The organism is Streptomyces sp. NPDC001868 (assembly GCF_040297125.1).
Classification (GTDB): Bacteria; Actinomycetota; Actinomycetes; order Streptomycetales; family Streptomycetaceae; genus Streptomyces.
The window spans coordinates 75,272-89,453 of the sequence record NZ_JBEOYO010000003.1; the positions used below are offsets into that span (position 1 = coordinate 75,272).

15 protein-coding genes are annotated in these 14,182 nt (G+C 70.9%); 10 read left to right on the forward strand and 5 right to left on the reverse strand.

The features are described from left to right. Complete coding sequence (locus ABT147_RS05105; protein WP_351402778.1) at positions 1-1,437, forward strand: aldehyde dehydrogenase family protein; 1,437 nt, start codon at positions 1-3, stop codon at positions 1,435-1,437. Next, the gene (locus tag ABT147_RS05110) at positions 1,430-2,341 is read left to right on the forward strand and encodes an aldehyde dehydrogenase family protein (RefSeq protein ID WP_351402779.1); all 912 of its coding nucleotides are present in this window, start codon (positions 1,430-1,432) and stop codon (positions 2,339-2,341) included. The genes ABT147_RS05105 and ABT147_RS05110 overlap by 8 nt, the downstream gene beginning before the upstream one ends. 90 nt (positions 2,342-2,431) lie before the next feature. Here the strand turns inward: ABT147_RS05110 and ABT147_RS05115 are convergent, their stop codons facing one another. Further along, on the reverse strand, positions 2,432-2,839 hold the full coding sequence (locus ABT147_RS05115) for a hypothetical protein (RefSeq protein ID WP_351402780.1): 408 nt from the start codon (positions 2,837-2,839) through the stop codon (positions 2,432-2,434). A 140-nt stretch (positions 2,840-2,979) separates the two neighbouring features. On the opposite strand from ABT147_RS05115, the gene ABT147_RS05120 reads away from it, so the two are divergent. Continuing rightward, positions 2,980-3,618 carry a uridine kinase family protein gene (locus ABT147_RS05120; protein WP_351402781.1) on the forward strand — a complete coding sequence of 213 codons (639 nt, stop codon included), beginning with the start codon at positions 2,980-2,982 and terminating at the stop codon, positions 3,616-3,618. Positions 3,619-3,866: 248 nt separating this feature from the next. Here the strand turns inward: ABT147_RS05120 and ABT147_RS05125 are convergent, their stop codons facing one another. Continuing rightward, complete coding sequence (locus ABT147_RS05125; RefSeq protein ID WP_351402782.1) at positions 3,867-4,634, reverse strand: SigE family RNA polymerase sigma factor; 768 nt, start codon at positions 4,632-4,634, stop codon at positions 3,867-3,869. A 337-nt stretch (positions 4,635-4,971) separates the two neighbouring features. On the opposite strand from ABT147_RS05125, the gene afsQ1 reads away from it, so the two are divergent. The 5 genes from afsQ1 to ABT147_RS05150 all read left to right on the forward strand — a co-directional run bounded on the left by afsQ1 (position 4,972) and on the right by ABT147_RS05150 (position 9,022). Next, positions 4,972-5,649, forward strand: coding sequence for a two-component system response regulator AfsQ1 (gene afsQ1, locus ABT147_RS05130; RefSeq protein WP_013001223.1), 678 nt, complete (start codon positions 4,972-4,974; stop codon positions 5,647-5,649). Positions 5,650-5,696: 47 nt separating this feature from the next. Beyond that, a complete protein-coding gene (locus tag ABT147_RS05135; RefSeq protein WP_502983026.1) occupies positions 5,697-7,238 on the forward strand; it encodes an ATP-binding protein in 1,542 nt (513 codons plus the stop codon). Beyond that, positions 7,235-7,879 carry a hypothetical protein gene (locus ABT147_RS05140; protein WP_351402784.1) on the forward strand — a complete coding sequence of 215 codons (645 nt, stop codon included), beginning with the start codon at positions 7,235-7,237 and terminating at the stop codon, positions 7,877-7,879. Before ABT147_RS05135 ends, ABT147_RS05140 begins: the two co-directional genes overlap by 4 nt. Before the next feature lie 255 nt (positions 7,880-8,134). Next, positions 8,135-8,698 (forward strand): VanZ family protein, encoded by a 564-nt coding sequence (locus ABT147_RS05145; protein ID WP_351402785.1) that lies wholly within the window; start codon positions 8,135-8,137, stop codon positions 8,696-8,698. A gap of 123 nt (positions 8,699-8,821) precedes the next feature. After that, positions 8,822-9,022 carry a PspC domain-containing protein gene (locus ABT147_RS05150; RefSeq protein ID WP_037694490.1) on the forward strand — a complete coding sequence of 67 codons (201 nt, stop codon included), beginning with the start codon at positions 8,822-8,824 and terminating at the stop codon, positions 9,020-9,022. 125 nt (positions 9,023-9,147) lie between these two features. On the opposite strand, the gene ABT147_RS05155 is transcribed toward ABT147_RS05150, so the two are convergent. Continuing rightward, positions 9,148-9,528: an ATP-binding protein gene (locus tag ABT147_RS05155; protein WP_351402786.1), complete on the reverse strand. Its 381-nt coding sequence runs from the start codon at positions 9,526-9,528 to the stop codon at positions 9,148-9,150. A gap of 133 nt (positions 9,529-9,661) precedes the next feature. Then, a complete protein-coding gene (locus ABT147_RS05160) occupies positions 9,662-10,825 on the reverse strand; it encodes an adenosine deaminase (protein WP_351402787.1) in 1,164 nt (387 codons plus the stop codon). A gap of 113 nt (positions 10,826-10,938) precedes the next feature. Here ABT147_RS05160 and ABT147_RS05165 point away from each other — a divergent pair, with 113 nt between their 5' ends. Then, positions 10,939-11,706, forward strand: a complete 768-nt coding sequence (locus ABT147_RS05165; protein ID WP_351402788.1) for a prolyl oligopeptidase family serine peptidase — start codon at positions 10,939-10,941, stop codon at positions 11,704-11,706. A gap of 79 nt (positions 11,707-11,785) precedes the next feature. On the opposite strand, the gene ABT147_RS05170 is transcribed toward ABT147_RS05165, so the two are convergent. Then, positions 11,786-12,766, reverse strand: a complete 981-nt coding sequence (locus tag ABT147_RS05170; protein WP_351402789.1) for a LysR family transcriptional regulator — start codon at positions 12,764-12,766, stop codon at positions 11,786-11,788. 63 nt (positions 12,767-12,829) lie between these two features. Between ABT147_RS05170 and ABT147_RS05175 the strand changes: the two genes are divergently transcribed. Further along, positions 12,830-14,107, forward strand: a complete 1,278-nt coding sequence (locus tag ABT147_RS05175; RefSeq protein WP_351402790.1) for an MFS transporter — start codon at positions 12,830-12,832, stop codon at positions 14,105-14,107. Positions 14,108-14,182 lie beyond the last annotated feature (75 nt).

Below are 14,182 nucleotides of genomic sequence, written 5' to 3' on the forward strand. Positions count from 1 at the left end.
ATGGCTTCCGCATTCGAGTACGCACCGGCCCCCGAGTCCCGGGCGGTCGTCGACATCGCCCCCTCCTACGGCCTGTTCATCGACGGCGAGTTCGCCGAGGCCGCCGACGGCAAGGTCTTCAAGACGGTCAGCCCCGCCTCCGAGGAGGTCCTCTCCGAGATCGCCCAGGCGGGCGAGGCGGACGTGGACCGCGCGGTGAAGGCGGCCCGCAAGGCCTTCGAGAAGTGGTCCGCGCTCCCCGGCGCGGAGCGCGCGAAGTACCTGTTCCGCATCGCCCGCATCATCCAGGAGCGCAGCCGCGAGCTGGCCGTCCTCGAAACCCTGGACAACGGCAAGCCCATCAAGGAGACGAGGGACGCCGACCTCCCCCTGGTCGCCGCGCACTTCTTCTACTACGCGGGCTGGGCCGACAAGCTCGACCACGCGGGCTTCGGCGCGAACCCCCGCCCCCTGGGCGTGGCGGGCCAGGTCATCCCCTGGAACTTCCCGCTCCTGATGCTGGCCTGGAAGATCGCCCCGGCCCTCGCGACGGGCAACACGGTCGTCCTGAAGCCGGCGGAGACCACCCCCCTGTCGGCGTTGTTCTTCGCTGACATCTGCCGCCAGGCGGGCCTGCCGAAGGGTGTCGTCAACATCCTCCCCGGCTACGGCGACACGGGCGCGGCCCTGGTCGCGCACCCGGACGTCAACAAGGTCGCCTTCACCGGCTCCACGGCCGTCGGCAAGCAGATCGCGAAGACGGTCGCGGGCACCCGCAAGAAGCTCACCCTCGAACTGGGCGGCAAGGGCGCGAACATCGTCTTCGACGACGCCCCCCTCGACCAGGCCGTCGAGGGCATCGTGAACGGCATCTTCTTCAACCAGGGCCAGGTCTGCTGCGCGGGCTCCCGCCTCCTGGTCCAGGAGTCGATCCAGGACGAGCTGCTCGACTCCCTGAAGCGCCGTCTCTCCACGCTCCGCCTCGGCGACCCGCTGGACAAGAACACGGACATCGGCGCGATCAACTCCGAGGAACAGCTCACCCGGATCACCTCGCTCGTCGAGCGCGGCGAGGCCGAGGGCGCCGAGCGCTGGTCCCCGGCCTGCGAACTGCCGTCCGCCGGCTACTGGTTCGCCCCGACGCTCTTCACGAACGTCTCCCAGGCGCACACCGTCGCCCGCGACGAGATCTTCGGCCCGGTCCTCTCCGTCCTCACCTTCCGCACCCCGGACGAGGCCGTCGCCAAGGCCAACAACACCCCGTACGGCCTCTCGGCGGGCATCTGGACCGAGAAGGGCTCCCGGATCCTGGCCGTCGCGAACAAGCTGCGCGCGGGCGTCGTCTGGTCCAACACGTTCAACAAGTTCGACCCGACGTCGCCGTTCGGCGGCTACAAGGAGTCGGGCTTCGGCCGCGAGGGCGGTCGTCACGGCCTGGAGGCGTACCTCGATGTCTGACAAGACCGACAAGACCGAGCAGAACCGTCTCAGCGTCTTCAAGACCTACAAGCTGTACGTCGGCGGGAAGTTCCCGCGTTCCGAGAGCGGCCGGGTGTACGAGGTGACGGACTCGAAGGACAAGTGGCTGGCCAACGCCCCGCTCTCGTCCCGCAAGGACGCCCGTGACGCGGTGGTCGCCGCCCGCAAGGCGTTCGGCGGCTGGGCCGGCGCGACGGCGTACAACCGGGGCCAGATCCTCTACCGCGTCGCGGAGATGCTGGAGGGCCGCAAGGGCCAGTTCGTACGGGAAGTGGCCGACGCGGAGGGCCTGTCGAAGTCCAGGGCGGCCGTGGTCGTGGACGCGACGATCGACCGCTGGGTCTGGTACGCGGGCTGGACCGACAAGATCGCCCAGGTGGTCGGCGGCGGAAACCCGGTCGCGGGCCCGTACTTCAACCTCTCCTCCCCCGAACCGACGGGCGTGGTCGCGGTCCTGGCCCCCCAGGAGTCGTCCTTCCTGGGCCTGGTCTCGGTCCTCGCCCCGGTGATCGCCACGGGCAACACGGCGGTCGTGATCGCGAGCGAGAAGTCCCCGCTCCCCGCGCTGTCGCTGGGCGAGGTGCTGGCCACCTCCGACGTCCCCGGCGGTGTCGTCAACGTCCTCTCCGGCCGTACGGCGGAGATCGCGGCCCCCCTCGCCGCCCACCAGGACGTCAACGCGATCGACCTGGCCGGCGCGGACGACGTCCTGGCGAAGGAACTGGAGATCGCGGCGGCGGACAACCTGAAGCGCGTTCTCCGTCCACAGCCTGTGGACGACTGGTCGGCGACCCCCGGAATCGACCGCATGACGGCGTTCCTGGAGACGAAGACGGTGTGGCACCCGACGGGGTCGCTGGGCGCGTCGGGGTCGGCGTACTGATACGAGGAGGAGCGGGGAACTGCCGGCCGTCGCGGCGGTGCGGACCGTCCATGGCTGGTCGCGCAGTTCCCCGCGCCCCTTACGGGGCACTCAGCGCAACCCACCCACCACCTGGCCCACCACCGGAATGCTCCCGATCGACGGCGCCTGCGCCACCGGCCCGGTCAACGCCGTCGACGTGAGCGGCTTGAAGTCGGCCAGTTGCGTGCCCACGCCATTGTCGAGGGGGTCGACCCCGGTGCCCGCCAGCGGGTTGGGCTTCAGGCCCGCGACCGGGCCCGTGACATAGCCGACCGTGCCGGTCAGGGCCTGGAGGCCGGCCTGCGGGTCGATCTTGCCCAGCGATGTGGGCCGGGTGCGCATCACGTCGACGACCGGGGCGGCGCCGTCCGCCGCGGCGGCCGTACCCGCGCCCGCGCCGAGCGCGACCCCGGCGGTGGTGACGGCCAGCAACGCGCGCCGTGCGGTGGGGTTCTGGGAAGCCGAGAGTCGAGCCATCAGCGGTGCCACCTTGTCCTGTGCGATTCCCTTGCGGAAAGTAATCATGGAGACACGTACGGTAGTTGAGGTGTGATGTGCGCTCCAAGGGCGACCCGCCGTCTCGGCGAGAGCGTCGTGATGCCTCACACTGGACTCTCGTGAGTTCGCATCTCCCGAATCCTTCGATACCGACCCGAGTCGTGCTGCTGTCCGGCCCGTCCGGCTCGGGCAAATCCCTCCTCGCCGCCCGCTCCGGCCTGCCCGTGCTGCGGCTCGACGACTTCTACAAGGAGGGCGACGACCCGACGCTGCCGCAGGTGGAGGGCAGCGCGGACATCGACTGGGACCACCCGCTGTCGTGGGACGCGGACGTCGCGGTCGCGGCGATCGAGGAGCTGTGCCGCACGGGCCGTACGACCGTCCCGGCGTACGACATCTCGCTCAGCGCGCGGACCGGCGCGGAGGCCCTGCACATCGGGCCGACCCCGGTGTTCATCGCCGAGGGCATCTTCGCCGCCGAGATCGTCGGGCGCTGCCGTGAACTTGGGCTGCTGGCGGACGCGCTGTGTCTGACCCGTGGTCCGGTGAAGACGTTCCGCCGCCGCTTCCTGCGCGACCTGAAGGAGGGCCGCAAGTCGGTGCCGTTCCTGCTGCGGCGCGGCTGGCGGCTGATGCGGCTGGAGCGCTCGATCGTGGCCCGCCAGACGGAGTTGGGCGCCCACCCCTGCGACCGGGACGAGGCCCTGGGCCGACTGGCGGCCGCCGCCGCGGGCCACTGCGCGAAGGCCACGGCCTGACACGCGCCCTGACCCGGGGGCGGACATGAAAACGGGACTGGATGGACCCCCCGGCCCTCCAGTCCCGCTTCCCCCGTGATCCCCCACGTTCCCCCGTGGTGCACCGTCGTGGTCCCCCCGGACCCCGCCGGTTTCCCCCCGATCGTCGCGCCGGCGCTCCCCCGCGCCACCGTGACGACCCTGGATTCCCCCGTGTTCCCCCGTACTCCCCCCGCTTTTCCCCCGTTACCTGCTCCCCCCACAGACCTTCAGGCGACAAGCTCCCCGAAGGACTCCTCCTCGTCACGGCCGAAGCTGAGGACCTCGTCCTCGCGCAGCCGGCGGAGCGACCGCCAGATGCTGGACTTCACCGTGCCGACACTGATGTCGAGGATCTCCGCGATCTCCGGGTCGGTGCGGCCCTCGTAGTAACGGAGGACCAGCATCGTCCGCTGGAGTTCGGGGAGCCGGGCGAGCGCCTGCCACAGGACGGCGCGCAGTTCGGTGCCGCGCATCGCGTCCGTGTCGCCGGCGGTCTCCGGCAGCTCCTCGGTCGGGTACTCGTTCAGCTTGCGGCGGCGCCACGCGCTGATGTGCAGATTGGTCATGGTGCGGCGGAGGTAGCCCCCGACCGCGGCCTTGTCACTGATCCGGTCCCAGGCCCGGTAGGTCGAGAACAGCGCGCTCTGCAGCAGGTCCTCGGCCTCGAACCGGTCTCCGGTCAGGTGGTAGGCGGTTGCGTACAGGGAGGCACGACGCTCCTGGACGTAGGCGGTGAACTCCGCCTCCGACACAGACCGGCGTTCCCCCGTGCCCTCCCCGTACGCGGTCCCCGTTCCCCCGTGGGTGACCCCCGTTACCCCCGTGGTGCTTCCCCCCACGTGTGCGTCAACCACCGAGATGTACGTGGTGTGCTGACGCCCGGCGCCGCGAGCGCACCCCCGCCCGATCGCGGCGCCGGACTTCTCCGTGCTCCGGACGACGTCGTGGAGCCGCGTGACAACTGCGCTAGTGCTGGTGCTGTGCAGCGTGTTCATCTCGCGCCCCCCGTCGTGGAGTTCCGGTTGTGGTGCTGTGCTGTGGTTCTCGTTGCTGTGGTGCTCGTTGGTGCTTCCCCCGGCTCCGCCCCCTGGTGCTGTCGGGCGGTGTTTCCTTGCCTGTGCCGAAAAGATTGCCCGTTCACCTTCATGGCCGTGTCCGCCGACTGTCACAGACCTGTCACAGGGGTCGGGCCATGGGCGGGGCCCAGCCGGACCACAGGCCGATCACAGAGAAGAGTCGTACGGCTACGCGAACGGCACGATCCTGTGCGGGTGTCGGGTGGGAGCGCTCCAACGGTCGATTCGGCGCCATGCCATGGGCCAGAATGAGCCCGTGCCTTCCCTGTTGCTGATCGAGGACGACGACGCCATCCGCACGGCCCTGGAGCTCTCACTGACGCGCCAGGGGCACCGTGTCGCCACCGCCGCCACCGGCGAGGATGGTCTCAAGCTGCTGCGCGAACAGCGGCCGGATCTGATCGTTTTGGACGTGATGCTGCCTGGAATCGACGGCTTCGAGGTGTGCCGGCGCATCCGGCGCACCGACCAGCTGCCGATCATCCTGCTGACCGCCCGCAGTGACGACATCGACGTCGTGGTGGGCCTGGAGTCGGGCGCGGACGACTACGTGGTCAAGCCCGTGCAGGGGCGGGTCCTGGACGCCCGGATCCGCGCGGTGCTGCGGCGCGGTGAGCGCGAGGCCAACGACGCGGCGACCTTCGGCTCCCTGGTGATCGACCGCGCGGCGATGACCGTGACGAAGAACGGCGAGGACCTCCAGCTGACGCCCACCGAGCTGCGGCTGCTCCTGGAGCTGAGCCGCCGCCCCGGACAGGCCCTGTCCCGCCAGCAGTTGCTGCGTCTGGTGTGGGAGCACGACTACCTGGGCGACTCCCGCCTGGTGGACGCGTGTGTACAGCGGCTGCGCGCCAAGGTCGAGGACGTACCGTCGTCGCCGACCCTGATCCGTACCGTGCGCGGCGTGGGCTACCGGTTGGACACGCCTCAGTGACGAAGGCCCGAGGGGGGATCCGCGGCTGGGCCGCGGCTCGCAGGAAAGTGCAGTCCCGGATCCGTTTCACCAGTCTGCGGCTGCGGCTGGTGGTCGTCTTCGGTCTGGTGGCGCTCACGGCGGCCGTCTCGGCGTCCGGTATCGCGTACTGGCTCAACCGCGAGGCCGTGCAGACGCGCGCGCAGGACGCGGCGCTCAACGACTTCGAGCGCGAGATGCAGAGCCATGTGAGCACACTGCGCCCGAACCCGACCCAGGACCAACTGCGCATCGCGGCCCGGAAGATGGCGGACGGCGGCGAGCGCTCCAGCGTGCTGCTCGTCGCCGAGGGCGCCGACGGCGAGACGGTCTCCGGATCCTCGACCGACAACGCGCTCGACGGCTTCTCGCTGGAGGACGTGCCCGCGTCCCTGCAGAAGGCCGTCGACAAGCGGCAGAAGCTCACGTCTGGCAACAAGCACGCGTACCACGTGTACTGGCAGCGGGTCATCGACGGCGACACCCCGTACCTGGTGGGCGGCGCGAAGATGATCGGCGGCGGACCGACGGGCTATATGCGCAAGTCCCTCGCGGAGGAGGCCAAGGACCTCAACTCGCTGGCCTGGTCGCTCGGTATCGCCACGGGTCTGTCGCTGATCGGCTCGGCGCTGCTGGCGCAGGCCGCCGCGACAACCGTCCTGAAGCCGGTGCAGCGCCTCGGCGTGGCCGCCCGGCGCCTCGGCGAGGGCAAGCTCGACACCCGGCTGCGCGTCTCCGGCACGGACGAACTGGCCGACCTCTCCCGGACGTTCAACCTCGCGGCGGAGTCACTGGAGAAGAAGGTCGACGACATGAGCGCCCGCGAGGAGGCGTCCCGCCGCTTCGTCGCCGACATGTCCCATGAACTCCGTACGCCGCTGACGGCGATCACCGCCGTCACGGAGGTGCTGGAGGAGGAGCTGGACGCCGACACGGGCAGCCTCGACCCCATGATCGAACCGGCCGTCCGGCTCGTCGTCAGCGAGACCCGGCGCCTGAACGACCTGGTCGAGAACCTGATGGAGGTCACCCGCTTCGACGCGGGCACGGCCCGTCTCGTCCTCGACGACGTGGACATCGCCGACCAGATCACCGCCTGTATCGACGCCCGCGCCTGGCTGGACGCGGTGGACCTGGACGCCGAGCGCGGCATCATCACCAACCTGGACCCGCGCCGCCTGGACGTGATCCTGGCGAACCTCATCGGCAACGCCCTCAAGCACGGCGGCTCCCCGGTGCGCGTCTCGGTGCGCACGGAGGGCGAGGACCTGCTGATCGAGGTGCAGGACCACGGCCCCGGCATCCCCGAGGACGTCCTCCCGCACGTCTTCGACCGCTTCTACAAGGCGAGCGCCTCGCGCCCCCGCTCCGAGGGCAGCGGTCTCGGCCTGTCCATCGCCCTGGAGAACGCCCATATCCACGGCGGCGGGATCACCGCGGCCAACTCCCCCAAGGGCGGCGCGGTCTTCACCCTGCGGCTGCCCCGCGACGCGTCCTCGCTGCTCGCGGAGGAACGGGACGACGACCAGGCCGCCGACGGCCCTGCGGGCACCGAGGGGAACGGTCAGTGACGAGACGAGACGCACACGTACGGGGCTCACGCGCGCGGGGCGTACGGGTCCTGGCCGCGACCGGGGCGCTGGCCGGGCTGCTCGCGGGCTGCGGCATCCGGGCCACGCAGGTGCCGACGGACTTCGGGCCGGCGCCGTCGATGGTGCCGTGCGAGCTGTCGGTGACGGACATCGCGACCCAGGCGACCAGCTCCGGTATGCCGGTCGAGGTGTTCCTGCTCTGCTCCGGGGCGCTCGTGCGGGTCAACCGCTCGGTGGAGGTGGCCGAGGGCACCGAGGAGGCCCAGCGGCGCGTCGCCGTCGCCCAGGGCCTGCTGGACGCCCTGGCGAGCGCCCCCAGCGATGTCGAGAACGAGGCCGGCTACAGCACCGCCGTCCCGGCCGGCCTCACGGTGACTGGCCCCACCCCCGGCGACCCCGAGGACGCCCTGCGCCTGTCCACGGCCCCCGACGCCCTCCCCAAGTACGCCCTCGCCCAGATCGTCTGCACCTTCGCCGACTCCGCGGCGGCCGGCGACAACGGCTCGGTGGTCCTGGGCAGCACGAGCGCGGAGTCACTACGACGCTACGAGTGCACCCAGGAGACCCAGTCGGCCCCGGGAGAGGGCAACCCGCCTTCTGAGGAGATCAACGGCTCCTGAGGGACGCCCACTGTCACGGGTTCGCGCCCGGGCGCCTCTCCCGCCAACGGCCCCTTCACAGGCCCACTGCAACAGGGGCCGGCGAGTGAGCCGAAGGGGCGCGCCTGTGTCGAGGGGGCGAACGCGCGCAGCGCCCGACGAAGGAGGGCCGAGCACGATCGCCCCCTCGACACAGGCACAGGCGCCCCGGAGGCGAACCGAGCCCCAAAAAAGGCGAGTGCAACCGATCGTGCCGAGGGGCGCGTCTTGGGGGGCGTGCAGCCTCAAGGTACGAACGGCGGTAGCGCCGGGATCCGTGTCCGTGCGGCGGGGGGTGTCCTCCTCGCCGCACATCTCGCGGTCGTTGCCTGGATCACGCTGCGTCCGCTGGACGTCACCTGGATGAGTCCCGCGAATCTGCGGCCCTTCGCGGGGATCAGAGCGGATCTGGCCCTGGGCTGGCCGGAGGCGGTCCGCCGGATCGTCGAGGGGCTGGCGCTGCTCGCTCCGCTGGGTGTCCTGCTGCCGATGGCGCACGGGAGGCTGAGCGTGTCGCCGTTCGCCTCGCTGGCCCGGTCGGTCACGGCGGGGGCGCTGCTGTCGCTGGCCATCGAGCTGTTGCAGACCGGGGTTCCCGGACAGGTCGTCGACATCGACTCGATCCTGCTGAACGCGGTCGGTGTGGGCCTCGCCCATGTCGCGCTGGTGCCGATGGTCAGGTCGGCGTTGCGGCGGAGGGCGGAGACCCGGGTGCGGGCGGCGCGGCTGCGCCGGGAGGAGCTGTCGGAGCTGCCTCAGGGTCGGACCCCGACGATTCCCAGGGTCGGGATGGCTCCGTAGAGGGACGCTTCGTCCGCTTCGTCACCGTAGCGTCGATGGTGTGGAAATGAGAGCGGCGGCCACAGGGAGGCCCCGCCCCACCGTCGGCCCCCGGCCGGCGTCCTACGCGACGAAGGAGCCCCCATGAGCCGCCTTGCCCGCCCCACCGAAGGCCGGATGATCGGCGGAGTGTGTGCCGCGCTGGCACGGCGCTTCGGCACCTCCGCCACCACGATGCGCGTGATCTTCCTGGTGTCGTGCCTGCTTCCGGGCCCGCAGTTCCTGCTCTACATAGCCCTCTGGATCCTGTTCCCCTCGGAAGGGAAGGCCCGCACGGCTTGGTGACGCGCACGAGGGACCGACGCGGTCGGTCCTGCGTGCCACCGACCGCGGTCGGCCGACCGGCGCGCACACCGACGGGGCGCACCCTGGAAAAAAGGGTGCGCCCCGTACGGATGGCGTGGTGTGCCTCAGGCGGCGGGGCCGCCGCCGAGGGGCAGGCCGTTGACGCCGAGGCCCTTGGCGGGGAGGGTCTTGCCGACGGGGAGGCCGCCGAGCAGCCCGGCGACGGGGGCGGTGGGGCCCTCGGCGAGGACGTTGGTGGCGGCGGGCTGGGCGGCCTCAAGGCCGGCGCCGAGCGCGCTCTGCCCCTGGGCGACGGCGGTGGCGGCGGCCGGCAGCGCCTTGGTGACGTTCTCCACGGGCAGTGCCTGGGTGACGGTGCCCAGGGCCTGGGAGGCGTCGGGGGCACCCGGCGCGCTCGGGGCGGCGTTCGCGGCGCCCGCGCCCGCAGCGGCGATGGCGGCACCGACGACGGCGACACCGAGGGTCTTGGCAGCAGACTGCTTCATGTTGAATGCGTCCTTGGAATGCGTTTGACGGGTGGTGAGCGGTGCCGAAACGTAAACACCAAAGTCCCGCCGGAGGCAAACATCGAAAAGCGGCCGCGTCGCCGGGTGCGTGACCGCTTCCCGAAGTCGCCGTTCAGCTCTGTTCGTCGACAGAACCGCTGGTGGAAGCCGTTTGCCGGAACAGCCATTCGGATTTCAACTCGGCGTATCCGGGCTTGATCACGTCATTGATCATGGCCAGTCGTTCATCGAAAGGAATGAATGCTGACTTCATAGCATTGACCGAGAACCACTGCATGTCGTCGAGCGTGTAACCGAAAGCGTCGACAAGGTGCTCGAATTCGCGGCTCATGCTCGTGTGGGACATCAGCCGGTTGTCGGTGTTCACGGTGGCCCGGAAGTGCAGTCGCCGCAGCAGCCCGATGGGGTGCTCGGCGTACGAACGGGCGGCGCCGGTCTGGAGGTTGGAGCTGGGGCACAGCTCCAGCGGGATGCGCTTGTCGCGGACGTAGGAGGCGAGGCGGCCGAGCTTCACGGAGCCGTCCTCGTGGACCTGGATGTCGTCGATGATGCGCACACCGTGGCCGAGCCGGTCGGCGCCGCACCACTGCAACGCCTGCCAGATGGACGGGAGTCCGAAGGCTTCCCCGGCGTGGATGGTGAAGTGGTTGTTCTCGCGCTTGAGGTACTCGAAGGCGTCGAGGTGACGGGTGGGCGGGTAGCCGGCCTCGGCGCCCGCGATGTCGAAGCCGACGACACCGAGGTCGCGGTAGCGGTTGGCGAGTTCGGCGATCTCCAGGGCGCGGGCCGCGTGCCGCATGGCGGTGAGCAGGGCGCCGACGCGGATGCGCCGGCCGTCGGCCCTGGCGCGCCGCTCGCCGTCCCGGAAGCCCTCGTTGACGGCCTCGACGACCTCTTCGAGGGTGAGGCCGCCTTCGAGGTGCTGTTCGGGGGCGTAGCGGACCTCGGCATAGACGACGCCGTCCGCCGCGAGGTCCTCGGCGCACTCGGCGGCGACACGGAACAGCGCGTCGCGGGTCTGCATGACGGCGACGGTGTGGGAGAAGGTCTCCAGATACCGCTCCAGCGAGCCGGAGTCGGCGGCCTCGCGGAACCAGGCGCCGAGCCGGTCGGGGTCGGTCTCCGGGAGTTGGGAGTACCCGCCGGCGCGGGCGAGTTCGACGATGGTTCCGGGGCGCAGGCCGCCGTCGAGGTGGTCGTGCAGCAGAACCTTGGGCGCCCGGCGGATCTGGTCCGGATCCGGGGTGGTACCGGTCGGATCGGTCTGGTTCGTCATTTTCGCACGATACCTCCTACGCGCGTAGAGCGCCCGTCGGGCGATGTCGTCGATACCCAACGGTGACCCACAGGACGGGTGGCGTACACCATCTCTTCTGACACTGTTCTGTCATGGCGCAGCAAGCAATGCCGGTCCGTACGCCCCGACTTGGGCGGGCGATCGGTCCGGAGCCGAGCACGGTCAGCGGAGTGGTTCTGCTGCTCCCGGCCGGTGACGAGGCATCCACCCGCAGACCCTCCCCCATGATGGCCACGGCCTCCGTGCGCGCCCTCGGCCGCCGGCTCGTCCGCGCGGGCCGTACGGAGGGACTGGCGGCCCATGTCGTCCACTACCGCTACCGGGGCTGGGGCACCGAGGCGCGGCTCGCGCGGGACGCCGAGTGGGCCGCGGACGAGGTGGTCCGGCGGTACGGGGACGTACCGGTGTGTCTCGCCGGGCTCCACATGGGGGCGCGGGCGGCGCTGCACGCGGGTGGGCACGAGGCCGTCAACTCCGTGCTGGCCGTCGCTCCCTGGTTGCCCGAGGAGGATGTGGCGGCGCCGCCCGAACCGGTGAAGCAGTTGGCGGGGCGGCGGGTGCTGATCGTGCACGGGACGAACGACGAGCGGGTGGATCCCGAGCTGTCGTTCCGGTTCGCGGCGCGGGCGAAGAAGACGAACCCCGACATCTGCCGGTTCGAGGTGCACGCGGATCGGCATGGGCTGACGCAGTACCGGGACGAGGTGCACGCGTTGGCTTCGGATTTCGTGATGGGGGCGTTGTTCGGGCGGGCGTTCTCCCGGCCTGTCGAGGATGCGCTCGCCGCTCCGCCGCCGTTGGGGTTGCGGATGCCGCTTGCCTCCGGGTTCGGGGTGGCTCGCCCGCAGAGGGGTGTCTGAGGGGCGTTGCGCGGCTGCGGGTCGTGGGGGCTTGTCGCGCATTTCCCCGCGCCCCTTGAAGGCAAGGCTGCCGCCCGAGTCAGTCGTGGAGGAGACGGCCCCTCCTCGACAACAGGAACTTCTTGAAGGCCGCCACCGGGGGTGTGTCCGGGTGGCCGTCGAGCCAGGCCACGCCGATTTCGCGGGCCGCTCTCGGGGCCGTGACCGTCAGTTCCACGACACCCGGCCGCGGGACGGCGGGTGGGGGCAGGAGGGCGACGCCCAGGCCCGCCGCCACCAGGCCCCTCAGTGTCTCCGCCTCCTCTCCCTCGAAGGCGATACGGGGCTTGAAGCCGGCCTCCTTGCAGAGGTCGTCGGTGATGCGGCGCATGCCGTAGCCGGGTTCGAGGGTGACGAAGGTTTCGTCGGCGGCCTCGGCGAGGCGGACGCGTTTGCGGGCCGCGAGGCGGTGGTCGCCGGGGACGACCAGGCGGAGCTTCTGTTCGTCGAGGCGGCGGGCCACCAGGTCGGGGGCGTCGGGGACGGGTGAGGTGAGGCAGAGGTCGAGTTCGCCCGCGCGGAGGCGTTCGAGCATGGCCTCGCCGTAGTTCTGGACGAGGCTGAAGCGGACGCGGGGGTGCTCGGCGCGGAAGGCCTGGATGAGGCCGGGGACGGTCTCGGCGCCCATGGTGTGCAGGAAGCCGAAGGCGACCTTGCCGGTGGCGGGGTCGGCGTCGGCGCGGACCTCGTCGGCGGCGCGCTCGATCTCGGTGAGGGCGCGTTCGACGGAGGCGTGGAAGGTGCGCCCGGCGTGGGTGAGGGAGACCGTGCGCCCCCGGCGGGCGAACAGGTCGACGCCCAGGTCCTGTTCGAGGCGGACCATGGCCCGCGACAGCGTCGACTGCGGGACCTGCATCTCCTGCGCGGCCCGGGTGACGTGCTCGGTGCGGGCGACTCCGGCGAAGTAGGCGAGGCGGGGGGCCAGACGCAGGACGATGTCCTCGATCTCCTCGGGACCGTCGATGTCTTCTGTGTCACCGGATCGTGACAGGCGCGGCTCTGACCTCTGCTGATGCATCACGGGAACGATTATGGGGGTTCCATGCATTGGACGGATGAATGGCGTCGTACGTAGTTTCGAGGCATGCCTTCCGCAAGTACCGAGGCGTCCACGACCGTGGGCGCCGTCTCAGCCACGTCCGACCGTTCGCCCGCCGCCGACTCCCGAGTGGCCCCGGGTGGGCCCGGTTACCGCCGTATGAGTCTGGCGCTGTTCCTCGCGGGTGTCGCGACCTTCGCCCTCCTCTACTCCACTCAGGCTCTGCTGCCGCTGATCTCCGACGGCTTCGGAAGTACGGCGAGTGCGGCGAGCTGGACGGTGTCGGCGGCGACCGGGGCGCTCGCGCTGTTCGTCCTGCCGATGAGCGCGCTGTCGGAGCGGTTCGGGCGGCGTGCGGTGATGACGGCGTCGATGGCGGTCGCGGTCACGGTCGGGCTGCTGATCCCGTTCGCTCCCTCGCTGGGGGCGCTGGTGGTGCTGCGGGCCGTGCAGGGTGCCGCGCTGGCCGGGGTGCCGGCCTCGGCGACCGCGTATCTCGCCGAGGAGGTCCGGCCCAAGGCCCTGGTCACCGCGATCGGTCTCTTCGTCGCCGGCAACAGCGTCGGCGGTATGAGCGGGCGGGTCGTCACCGGGTGGGTCGCCCAGGAGTGGGGCTGGCGGGTCGCCCTCGGGGTGCTCGGGGCGATCGCGGTGGCGTGCGCGGTGGCCTTCCGGCTGCTGCTGCCCGCGCCGAGGCACTTCGTGGCGGGGTCGCTGCGGCCGCGGGTGCTCGGCCGTAAGGTGCGGGCTCATCTCGGCAATCCTTTGCTGCGCCGGCTGTACGCGATCGGTGCGCTGTTCATGACGGTGTTCGGTGGCGTCTACACGGTCATCGGGTATCGGCTGGCCGACGCGCCCTTCTCCCTTCCGCAGGGGATCATCGGGTCGGTCTTCCTCGTGTACCTGGTGGGTACGGTGTCGGCGTCGACCGCCGGGAGGCTGGTGGGGCGGCTCGGGCGGCGGGGTGCGCTGTATCTCGCGGGCGGTACGACGACCGTGGGGCTGGTGGTGTCGTTGTCGGACTCGCTGGTGCTGGTGTTGTCGGGGCTTGTGCTGATCACGGCCGGGTTCTTCGCGGGGCACGCGGTCGCTTCTTCGGCGGTGAGTCATACGGCGAAGGAGGGGCGGGCGCAGGCGTCGGCGTTGTATCAGTCGGCGTACTACGTGGGGTCCAGTGCGGGGAGCACGCTCGGGGCGGTGGCCTTTCATGCGGGGGGCTGGGGCGGGACCGTTTCGCTGGGGCTGTTGGCTGTGCTGGGGGTTGTGGGGGTCACTGTGGTGGGGTCCCATGCGGCTCGGCGTGGGCCGGTTCCGGTTCACTGAGTTCCTTTTTCGCCCCCGCCGCCCCTACCCGTCCCATCCCCAGGGGCTGCGCCCCTTCGACCCCCTCGGGGGGGG

Excerpts from the sequence above, each read along its gene's own strand:
- ABT147_RS05105 (WP_351402778.1), top strand. The coding sequence starts at position 1 with ATGGCTTCCGCATTCGAGTACGCACCGGCCCCCGAGTCCCGGGCGGTC.
- ABT147_RS05110 (WP_351402779.1), top strand. The coding sequence starts at position 1,430 with ATGTCTGACAAGACCGACAAGACCGAGCAGAACCGTCTCAGCGTCTTC.
- ABT147_RS05115 (WP_351402780.1), bottom strand. The coding sequence starts at position 2,839 with ATGGCTCGACTCTCGGCTTCCCAGAACCCCACCGCACGGCGCGCGTTG.
- ABT147_RS05125 (WP_351402782.1), bottom strand. The coding sequence starts at position 4,634 with ATGAACACGCTGCACAGCACCAGCACTAGCGCAGTTGTCACGCGGCTC.
- ABT147_RS05150 (WP_037694490.1), top strand. The coding sequence starts at position 8,822 with ATGAGCCGCCTTGCCCGCCCCACCGAAGGCCGGATGATCGGCGGAGTG.
- ABT147_RS05155 (WP_351402786.1), bottom strand. The coding sequence starts at position 9,528 with ATGAAGCAGTCTGCTGCCAAGACCCTCGGTGTCGCCGTCGTCGGTGCC.
- ABT147_RS05160 (WP_351402787.1), bottom strand. The coding sequence starts at position 10,825 with ATGACGAACCAGACCGATCCGACCGGTACCACCCCGGATCCGGACCAG.
- ABT147_RS05165 (WP_351402788.1), top strand. The coding sequence starts at position 10,939 with ATGGCGCAGCAAGCAATGCCGGTCCGTACGCCCCGACTTGGGCGGGCG.
- ABT147_RS05175 (WP_351402790.1), top strand. The coding sequence starts at position 12,830 with ATGCCTTCCGCAAGTACCGAGGCGTCCACGACCGTGGGCGCCGTCTCA.